Source organism: Williamsia soli, from assembly GCF_017377795.1.
In the GTDB taxonomy this organism is placed as follows: Bacteria; Actinomycetota; Actinomycetes; order Mycobacteriales; family Mycobacteriaceae; genus Williamsia; species Williamsia soli.
Genome location: NZ_JAFRDR010000016.1, coordinates 73,117 through 82,562, shown reverse-complemented (window position 1 = coordinate 82,562; position 9,446 = coordinate 73,117). Strand labels below are relative to the sequence as shown.

Sequence of the window (9,446 nt, the reverse complement as noted above, 5' to 3'; positions counted from 1 at the left end):
CGTTCTGTGTGTTCATGCTTTGCTCACCAAGGTCGAAGGAGTGGCCACTGCGGTTCGCTTTCCCATCCACGCCTCAGGAACACTCGAACCCCATTCATCGACACCACGCGGATCATCCGGCGCCCACACCTTGGGCCCATCCCACCGCGGATCGGCACCGATCCGGATCATCCCGGTCCCCAACTCGACCATCACGCCCGACACATCCTCGATATAGGCGAAGATGCTGCCACCCGTGCCGTGCCGGCCCATGCCCCACACCAGAAAATGCGAGTCATCCACATAATCGTCAACACGATCAATGATCTCGGCCGCGTTTTCATACTCATACGAAATATGATGCAACCGAACATCCTCGGTCTGCAGGACCGCAACCCCATGATGCAAAGCCCCATCAACCGGACAATGCAACCAACCGATCATCGGATTCTCGGCGCTACCGATCCAATCCGAATTACGCAACCCCAAACCATCAACGAAGAACGCAATCGCGCCGGCAGCATCTGGCACACCGATATTGAAATGCGAAAAGTGCATCGGCTGAGCCAAATTCGACTCAGGCGCAGCCTGCACCTGCTCCACCGTCGAATGAATACGAAACCCGAACCCACCAGGAGCCTCGAGCAGATGCGCAACCTCAACCCCGCCGTGCTCGACCACCCCGAGATCTTTCGACCCCGCACCGACCGCACGCTCCACATCCGCAGCGACATCGTCGGACTCGAAGTTCAACGAATGCAACACACACTCAGCACTGTCCGAAGCCACCAACACCAAATCATGATGGGAAGACTTGGCCCTCAAATACACACTCGCACCGATACGTTCGGTCACAGTGAGCCCAACATGACGCTCATAAAAACCAATCGAGGCCTCAACATCGGGCACCTCATACGTGACCGAAGAAACACGGGTAATCATCGTTCTAACCTTTCACTGACATTGGCGACACGGGCCTGCATTGGCACCGCGAACTCAGCATCCGAACTCACGAACTGATTCACAATCGACCGACTCACGATCAACAAACCATCCGACGTGGACACCAACTGATCAAAGACATCTGACACACCCACCGGAATCACCCGCGACCCAGGAGCATGACCATCCTGCGCATACAGACACACCGACGACACCACTTCGACGGAGTCGTCTTCACGAGAAACCACATGAACATTGCTCATCACATGCCGACTCACACGCGGCCCACGAGCAACCCTGTCCGCATACACAGCCCTGATCTCATCCCGACCACGAAACCGCGCAGACTCGAACGCCAACTCCCCATCAGCGACGAAAAACAGGTGCGCCCCCACACCGTCACGATGATCAACATCGAACCAAAACGCCGCCAGCACATCATGGACAGCCTGACTAGAGATCATCATTGACCACCTACATCTACGGAGAACACACCCGCGGAAGCGAGCCCGTCCTACCGATGATGAAGCCCCAGCCACCCCCACATCAACGGCCAACCCACCAACAATTGATCGGCAGGGCCAATCAATCGCGCGAACCTTACAAACCAACGACCCGCGACGCCACCGACCGCAGTGCATCGAGCATCCGAGTGGTCTCCGAGGTCGCGGTGGCAGTCATGACGATTGCGCACACATTCAACGCGACATCGTCGTCGGACACCGTCCGAAACACCAAGTTGGGGAAACGATTCAGACCCACAGCGACCACGGGATGGATACCCACGCCGTAGCCTTGCGCGACGTGGACGGACACACTGTCGTAGTGGTTGACCTCGGTGATGGTGTCCGGGTCGATTCCAGCCTTCCTGAACCCGTGCCCTATACGCGCGAAGGCCGCCGGATTCTCTGAACGCGGTGAGACCACGAGCTGCCGGCCGGTCAGCTCCGCCAATGCGATCGGAGAAGAGTCCTCGGCCAGCGGATCGTCGTCGCGGATGATCGCGACCAAGGGCGAAGCTGCCAATACGAGCCGGGTCACCTGATCACCGACCGACGGTTCCCAACACAGGCCTATGTCGATCGTGCCCGCTTGGAGTGCCACGACCTGTTCGCGGGTGTGCATGGTGAACGGTCGCCATGGCGGTGGTGTGTTGCTACCCGTCTGCTCGCCCATCCGGACCAGCCCAGGCAGCATCGCTTGTCCGAGCTCGGGTGTGTGACCCAAACGGATCTCTCCCCGGTGTCGCCCGTCCGCAACCGCGCGCCCGTACGCCTCATAGAGGTTCGTGTACGCCGGTCGTGTGGTCGCGAGCACCCTGAAACCGAACTCGGTGATGGCCACCTTGCGCGTGGTTCTGTAGAAGAGCGGTGCGCCCAAGGCACGTTCTAACCGCGCCACGGCCTCGCTGACGCTTGCCTGACTCAGCCGGAGCGACTCGGCTGCGCGACCGAAATGAAGCTCGTCGGCCACAGCAAAAAAGATCTCAAGGTCACGCAAGTTCATCAGTTACCCCGTCGAACCGGTTCAGGAATACGATCTACTCCCCGAAGCGTAACGTCGACGTCGCGAAACGGTTTGAACCTCATCTCTTTGGTGCGATTCGGGCATCGACGTCAGCGCGCGATTCGAAGCGGCAACTGAGACCCGGGTCTGTTCACGATGGCGCGTCAGCGAGGGCTTTGGCCGAGGTGACGACCTGCCGTGCTGCTGCGCCGAGCATGGTCGCGTCGTTGCCGGCGATGATCAAGCTGAAACCGCGTTGAGCCGATCTGACTGCAGCGGCGCCGTCGGCACCCATGGCGAGAGCACAGGGAACTCCATGTTTGACGCAGTGCTCGAGTGCACCCGACATCAGGTCGAACACCTTCGGATCATCCATCGCCAGGCCAAGTGACATGGACAGGTCGGCTGCGCCGAGCAGGACTCCGTCCGCCACCGACGTTGCAAGCATGTCCGGTAGCGCTGCCATGCCCTCCGCCGACTCGATTTGTACGACCACGGCAATGGCGCGTTCGGTCGCCAGGTACGGTTCCGGTCCGGAAAGGTTCCAACCGCCCGCGCGGGTAGTGGGCCCCATCCCTCGGCGACCCCTGGGTTCGAAGCGGGAGGATTGCTGCAGCGCCCGCGCTTGTTCGACCGAATCCACGTGCGGTACGACAACGGCCCTTGCCCCGAGGTCGAGGCAACGCTGGATCCATGACGGGGAATGATCGGGAACGCGGACCATCGGGATCAGTCCTCTGCCCAGAGCGACCGACACGAGAGATGACGCGGTCTCGATCGAGAGAGCCGAATGCTCGAGGTCGATGACAACCGAGTCCATTCCTGCCTCCGCCATGAGCTCCACGGATTCGATCGCCGGTAGCTTGATCCAAGCTCCGAGCCCCGCTCGGTGAGCGGGGAGGCCGGGGAAGGGGTTCACCACTGAACCTCGTCATAATTCGTGCTGTTCAGCACCCAACCCTTGTCGATGAAGTCCTGGCGAATCGGGCAGAAGACGTCGATCAACCGATTGGCCCCTTCACCCACTGCCTCGCTCGTATGAACGAGCGGCGGGGGGATGATGGTCACCGAGGGACTGCCGATGGTGCGATGCTCGTCGTCCCGCCACTGGGACTTATCCGGTCCCCATGGAGTTCGGAGGTGGTGTGTCCAGACACCTGCGAGCGCCAGCGAGCACTGTTCGAAATCGTCATGGTGGTGGGGTGACAGCTTCGTCGCGTCACGCGGGCCCTGCTGAAGGTCAAGAAGATTGACCAAGAACGTCTCCGACTGAAAGATCGTGCCGAAGCGACCGGGCTCAGGCGGGTACGCAGAGAGGGCGAAGACTTCAGGGCCGGTGCTGGGCTCGCGCCGTGCCGCGACCTTGATCCCCGACACCCTCGGGTCCGGCTCTCGGTAACTTTCCTGGTTCAATGCGGAACCGGTCCTGTGCGTATCGCGATTGTCGACGAGCGAAACAAATCGCATGTCACCGCCGACCGCCAGCTCTGTGGCGCCCGCGGGTAGTACCACCACCGCGGCTTCAGTCACCCGCACCTGCTGCCCGAGCGAGCTGATCTGGAGGTCGACGCCGTCATCCGGCACGATCATGACGTGCTCGCACGCGGATTCGTAACTGAACACATCTCCCGCAGCAGCCTCGACGTACTCGAGCGCGTAGTTGTTCCCGCGCACGGTCCAGGATCGTCCACCCGCCGCGGTCGAAGTGGAAGCCTCGCCGTGCAAGTCGATGTACTGGGGGTTGGCAATCACGTTCTGTGTGTTCATGCTTTGCTCACCAAGGTCGAAGGAGTGGCCACTGCGGTTCGCTTTCCCATCCACGCCTCAGGAACACTCGAACCCCATTCATCGACACCACGCGGATCATCCGGCGCCCACACCTTGGGCCCATCCCACCGCGGATCGGCACCGATCCGGATCATCCCGGTCCCCAACTCGACCATCACGCCCGACACATCCTCGATATAGGCGAAGATGCTGCCACCCGTGCCGTGCCGGCCCATGCCCCACACCAGAAAATGCGAGTCATCCACATAATCGTCAACACGATCAATGATCTCGGCCGCGTTTTCATACTCATACGAAATATGATGCAACCGAACATCCTCGGTCTGCAGGACCGCAACCCCATGATGCAAAGCCCCATCAACCGGACAATGCAACCAACCGATCATCGGATTCTCGGCGCTACCGATCCAATCCGAATTACGCAACCCCAAACCATCAACGAAGAACGCAATCGCGCCGGCAGCATCTGGCACACCGATATTGAAATGCGAAAAGTGCATCGGCTGAGCCAAATTCGACTCAGGCGCAGCCTGCACCTGCTCCACCGTCGAATGAATACGAAACCCGAACCCACCAGGAGCCTCGAGCAGATGCGCAACCTCAACCCCGCCGTGCTCGACCACCCCGAGATCTTTCGACCCCGCACCGACCGCACGCTCCACATCCGCAGCGACATCGTCGGACTCGAAGTTCAACGAATGCAACACACACTCAGCACTGTCCGAAGCCACCAACACCAAATCATGATGGGAAGACTTGGCCCTCAAATACACACTCGCACCGATACGTTCGGTCACAGTGAGCCCAACATGACGCTCATAAAAACCAATCGAGGCCTCAACATCGGGCACCTCATACGTGACCGAAGAAACACGGGTAATCATCGTTCTAACCTTTCACTGACATTGGCGACACGGGCCTGCATTGGCACCGCGAACTCAGCATCCGAACTCACGAACTGATTCACAATCGACCGACTCACGATCAACAAACCATCCGACGTGGACACCAACTGATCAAAGACATCTGACACACCCACCGGAATCACCCGCGACCCAGGAGCATGACCATCCTGCGCATACAGACACACCGACGACACCACTTCGACGGAGTCGTCTTCACGAGAAACCACATGAACATTGCTCATCACATGCCGACTCACACGCGGCCCACGAGCAACCCTGTCCGCATACACAGCCCTGATCTCATCCCGACCACGAAACCGCGCAGACTCGAACGCCAACTCCCCATCAGCGACGAAAAACAGGTGCGCCCCCACACCGTCACGATGATCAACATCGAACCAAAACGCCGCCAGCACATCATGGACAGCCTGACCAGAGATCATCATTGACCACCTACATCTACGGAGAACACACCCGCGGAAGCGAGCCCGTCCTACCGATGATGAAGCCCCAGCCACCCCCACATCAACGGCCAACCCACCAACAACTGATCGGCAGGACCAATCAATCACGCGGGAAATTCAGCCGTCGCCCGGAACAAAGAATAGGTGACGATGAACGATTTGAACAAAAGGATCCGTCACACGACTTCGAAGGCCGCGGCCCATGACCGCACACGTGTCGATCTGAGCCGCGGCCTTTCCCGACCACCTACCGAATCAAATCAATTGGATTCGGCAGGCTGCCCGGTACGTCCGAAGTACGCGGCCTCGACGAGGTGTCGTTGGCTTCGTAGGCTTTGCGCAGTTCCCTCGAGCGCAACCCGCCCGTGGTGGAGGACGACTGCCGAATCAGCAATTCCGAGTGCCAAATCGATGTGCTGTTCAACCAGAACAATGGCCATATTCTGGTCGTCGGCAATACTGCGAAGTCTCGGCAGCAGGTCTTTAACGGCTATCGGAGACAGTCCCATGCTCAGTTCGTCGATCAGCAAGACTTTGGGTCCTGACAGAAGCGCCTTGGCCAAGGCCAGCATTTGCTGTTCGCCGCCCGAGAGGTTGCCGCAGCGACGGGCTTTGAGGGACTTCAGTTTCGGGAAGTAGGCAAACACATCGTCAGTGCCGAGACCGCCGGATCGCTTTGCCAGACGCAGATTGTCGGCCACAGTCAGTTTGTGGAACACGCCTCGATTGTCGGGAACCAGGGTCAGACCACGGCGGGCGTTTTTTTCGACCCGCCGATCAAGTGGAGCTCCGAAAGCGGTGATTTCGCCCGACATCGTCGCCAAAGCGCCTACCGCGGCCAACAGGGTCGTCGTCTTGCCTGCGCCGTTCGGCCCGAGCACGGCCATGATCTGGCCTGGCCGAACTGTCATCGAGACTTCACGCACCGCCGGGACCCCGCCGTAACCGACGGTGATTCCGTCGATGTCCAACACCGCGTCAGCGTGCTGCGTCGTTTCGTGTTCGATTGTCGCACTCATGGTCGGACCTCAGGAGTTGAAGGAGCTGAACGTACGGCCTCAGACAAGCTGAGTGGCTCAGACGGTTCGGAAGGATCAGTGTTCTCAGTGGGTGCGCCGAGGTAGGCGGCCACCACAGCTGGATCGTCTCGAATCTCAGCGGGGGTACCGGCAGCGATGACTTTACCGAAATCCAGCACATACAGCCGATCACACACGTCGAGGACGAGGGACATGTCGTGATCGATCAGCAACACCCCGACTCCCGAATCTGCGATCTTGTGTAACTCAGACCCGAACTCCGCGCTTTCATGCGTGTCCAAGCCCGCGGCCGGTTCATCGAGTAAGACCAGCCGCGTGCCCCCCACCAACGCTCGAGCCACCCCGACCAGCTTCTGCTGCCCCAAAGCCAGCTCACCCGGGAAACGGTCAGCCACCTCGGTCAAACCGACAGTCGCCAGGGCGGTGTCGATGGTGGTCACGGGGGGCCGAGACCCGTTGACAATGTCCCAGAACAGCGCGCGCAAACCCACCCGTTGCACGGCCACGGCCAGGTTCTGCGCCACCGTCAGGTCAGCGAACAACTCACCTGCCTGCCACGTACGCGCCATTCCTGCCGCACGGCGTCGATGTGCACTGGCGTGTTCCAGTTGCACCCCACCCAAGCTCACGCCGCCGGTGGCCGAGGTGAAACCGGTCACTGCATCGACAAATGTGGTCTTGCCTGCCCCGTTCGGACCGATCAACCCGACGATCTCTCCAGCGTTGACGGTGATGTCGATATCACTATTGGCCGCCACACCGCCGTACCGCACCCCCAGACCGTCAGTGCGCAACAACTCCACCGGATCAGACACGTGCACTCTCCTTCGACACAACAGAACTCGAATCGACTCCATCGGAGACTGATTTACGACCACCACCACTGAACCGACCCCGGACAGTTGCGACGAGTTCGGCGACCGCCCCGGCAATACCCACAGGGTGGAGCACCGCCATCGTCAACAGCCCCAGACCAGCCAGGAGTTCGTAATACTCACCCAGGTCCACGGTGTCATTCAGGAACGTGTACGCCACGCCCAACGGGCCGGCCACCCCGGCGATGAAAGCACCCGTCACCGACGTGATCCCACCGACATAGGTCATCGCCAACAAAGTCAGGCCGATCACCACAGTGAACGAACCAGCCGACAACTGACCACGGCTATAGCCCAACAGGCAACCGCCGACCCCGGCCAAGAACGCCGACAACGCGAATCCCAGAAGTTTTGTCGTCGCGACGTTGATACCGACCGACGCCGCAGCGCGCTCGTTGGACCGAACGGCCAGGAAGGCCCGACCCGTCGAGCCGCCCATCCACCGCATGACCATCAAGGTGCACAATGCAACGACCGCCAACACCATGAACGCGAATGGCAACGTCACCAATGTGGTGCCATCGCGCACGCCGAGATCCACCCCGAACAATGATGGGTCCTCGATCATGTTGCCCTCATAGGGCGTCAGAGAAGGATTGTTGAAGACGAAACTCTGAATGGCCAGTGCTGCGGCCAACGTGACAACGGCCAGCTGCGCTCCCCGGATGCGGAGAGCGGGGATACCCACCAGAACACCCAGAGCGGTGGCAGCCAGCGCCGACAACACAATGGTGAGCGGAAATGGCACCGACCAGTTGGTCGTGATCTTCGACAGCGCGAACCCTGCAGCACCGGCGAACGCCATCGATGCCAACGAAATCTGCCCCAGATAGCCGGTCAACAACACCAGCGACAGGGAGATCAGCGACAGGATCACCGAAGTGACGACTCCGTACCGCCACGAACCGTCGGTCAGCACAATCGCCACAACCACCACACCGATGACAGCCACCGTCGGGATCGCCTTGATCTGCGGGATCTTCACCGCCGGCATCTTCACTTCGCCCAACGAGCCCCGCGACGGAATCCGCCCGCCCAGCAGGAACAATGCCACGACGACGATCACAAAAGGCACCGCTTCACCGAGACCGGTTTGTGCCCAACTGGGCCACCACTCCTTTGTCGCCAACCACACGATCACCGCTTGGAACGACCCCAGAAACAGACCTGCCGCGCATGCGACACCAAAGGAAGTCAGACGACCCAACAGCGCCACGGCGAGCGCGGGGATGACGAAGAACGTATACGTCGAAACATTCAAACCGATCGTGAAAGCACCCAGAATGCCGATGAGCCCCGATGCCGCACCGCCCAGCATCCACACAATCGCGGCCAGCCGATCCGGCGCGTAGCCACTGAGCCTGGCAGCCAGCTCGTCTTCTGAACCCGCACGGGTGGCCACCCCGAATGTGGTGAGTCGGAAATAGGCCCAGAACAACGCAGCGATCAGTATCGCGATACCAGCCAGCAACAAGTCGGACCAATTGATCACCGCGCCGGCGACTTCGAACGTCGACTCGGGTAGCACCGGCAGTGGCAACAGATTCTCGGTATCGAAACGCAAGTGCACCAACGCCTGCAAGGACACCATCAACCCCACCGACGCAACCACCTGCGCCAGCACCGGGGCGCGTCGCAACGGCCGGAATATCAGATAGTGCGCGATCAGCGCCCATACCACCGCGGACACCACGCCGATCACCACTGCTACGAACGTCGACGGGGGGCTTTCCTCACCGCCCATCGAGATCGACCCCACTGGGAGGACCAGCACGCCCTCGCTGCGTAAAGCGGCCACCACGTACACCGACCACAGCGCGAAGGCGCCCTGCGCGAAGTTCAGAATCCCGGTCGCTGCGTATACGCCCACCAATGACGAAGCCAGAACCGCATAGACGGCGCCGGTTGACAAACCCAGCGAAACAAATTGTAGAAATTGACCCATTA

Annotated in this window: 10 protein-coding genes; all 10 read right to left on the bottom strand. The window is 60.2% G+C overall.

The window, feature by feature from the left end; translation table 11 throughout:
• Window positions 1-12: 12 nt before the first annotated feature.
• The gene (locus tag J3S28_RS27460; protein ID WP_207844370.1) at window positions 13-921 is read right to left on the bottom strand and encodes a VOC family protein; all 909 of its coding nucleotides are present in this window, start codon (window positions 919-921) and stop codon (window positions 13-15) included.
• Window positions 918-1,388, bottom strand: a complete 471-nt coding sequence (locus J3S28_RS27455; RefSeq protein WP_207844378.1) for a nuclear transport factor 2 family protein — start codon at window positions 1,386-1,388, stop codon at window positions 918-920. Before J3S28_RS27455 ends, J3S28_RS27460 begins: the two co-directional genes overlap by 4 nt.
• A 133-nt stretch (window positions 1,389-1,521) precedes the next feature.
• Window positions 1,522-2,427 carry a LysR family transcriptional regulator gene (locus J3S28_RS27450; protein ID WP_207844376.1) on the bottom strand — a complete coding sequence of 302 codons (906 nt, stop codon included), beginning with the start codon at window positions 2,425-2,427 and terminating at the stop codon, window positions 1,522-1,524.
• A gap of 151 nt (window positions 2,428-2,578) precedes the next feature.
• Window positions 2,579-3,346 (bottom strand): HpcH/HpaI aldolase family protein, encoded by a 768-nt coding sequence (locus tag J3S28_RS27445; RefSeq protein ID WP_207844374.1) that lies wholly within the window; start codon window positions 3,344-3,346, stop codon window positions 2,579-2,581.
• On the bottom strand, window positions 3,343-4,194 hold the full coding sequence (locus J3S28_RS27440) for a cupin domain-containing protein (RefSeq protein ID WP_207844372.1): 852 nt from the start codon (window positions 4,192-4,194) through the stop codon (window positions 3,343-3,345). The genes J3S28_RS27445 and J3S28_RS27440 overlap by 4 nt, the downstream gene beginning before the upstream one ends.
• Window positions 4,191-5,099, bottom strand: coding sequence for a VOC family protein (locus tag J3S28_RS27435; protein ID WP_207844370.1), 909 nt, complete (start codon window positions 5,097-5,099; stop codon window positions 4,191-4,193). The genes J3S28_RS27440 and J3S28_RS27435 overlap by 4 nt, the downstream gene beginning before the upstream one ends.
• The gene (locus tag J3S28_RS27430) at window positions 5,096-5,566 is read right to left on the bottom strand and encodes a nuclear transport factor 2 family protein (protein ID WP_207844368.1); all 471 of its coding nucleotides are present in this window, start codon (window positions 5,564-5,566) and stop codon (window positions 5,096-5,098) included. The genes J3S28_RS27435 and J3S28_RS27430 overlap by 4 nt, the downstream gene beginning before the upstream one ends.
• Before the next feature lie 278 nt (window positions 5,567-5,844).
• Window positions 5,845-6,603 (bottom strand): ABC transporter ATP-binding protein, encoded by a 759-nt coding sequence (locus J3S28_RS27425; RefSeq protein WP_207844366.1) that lies wholly within the window; start codon window positions 6,601-6,603, stop codon window positions 5,845-5,847.
• On the bottom strand, window positions 6,600-7,481 hold the full coding sequence (locus J3S28_RS27420) for an ABC transporter ATP-binding protein (protein WP_207844364.1): 882 nt from the start codon (window positions 7,479-7,481) through the stop codon (window positions 6,600-6,602). The genes J3S28_RS27425 and J3S28_RS27420 overlap by 4 nt, the downstream gene beginning before the upstream one ends.
• Window positions 7,432-9,444 carry an ABC transporter permease gene (locus tag J3S28_RS27415; protein ID WP_207844362.1) on the bottom strand — a complete coding sequence of 671 codons (2,013 nt, stop codon included), beginning with the start codon at window positions 9,442-9,444 and terminating at the stop codon, window positions 7,432-7,434. The genes J3S28_RS27420 and J3S28_RS27415 overlap by 50 nt, the downstream gene beginning before the upstream one ends.
• Window positions 9,445-9,446 lie beyond the last annotated feature (2 nt).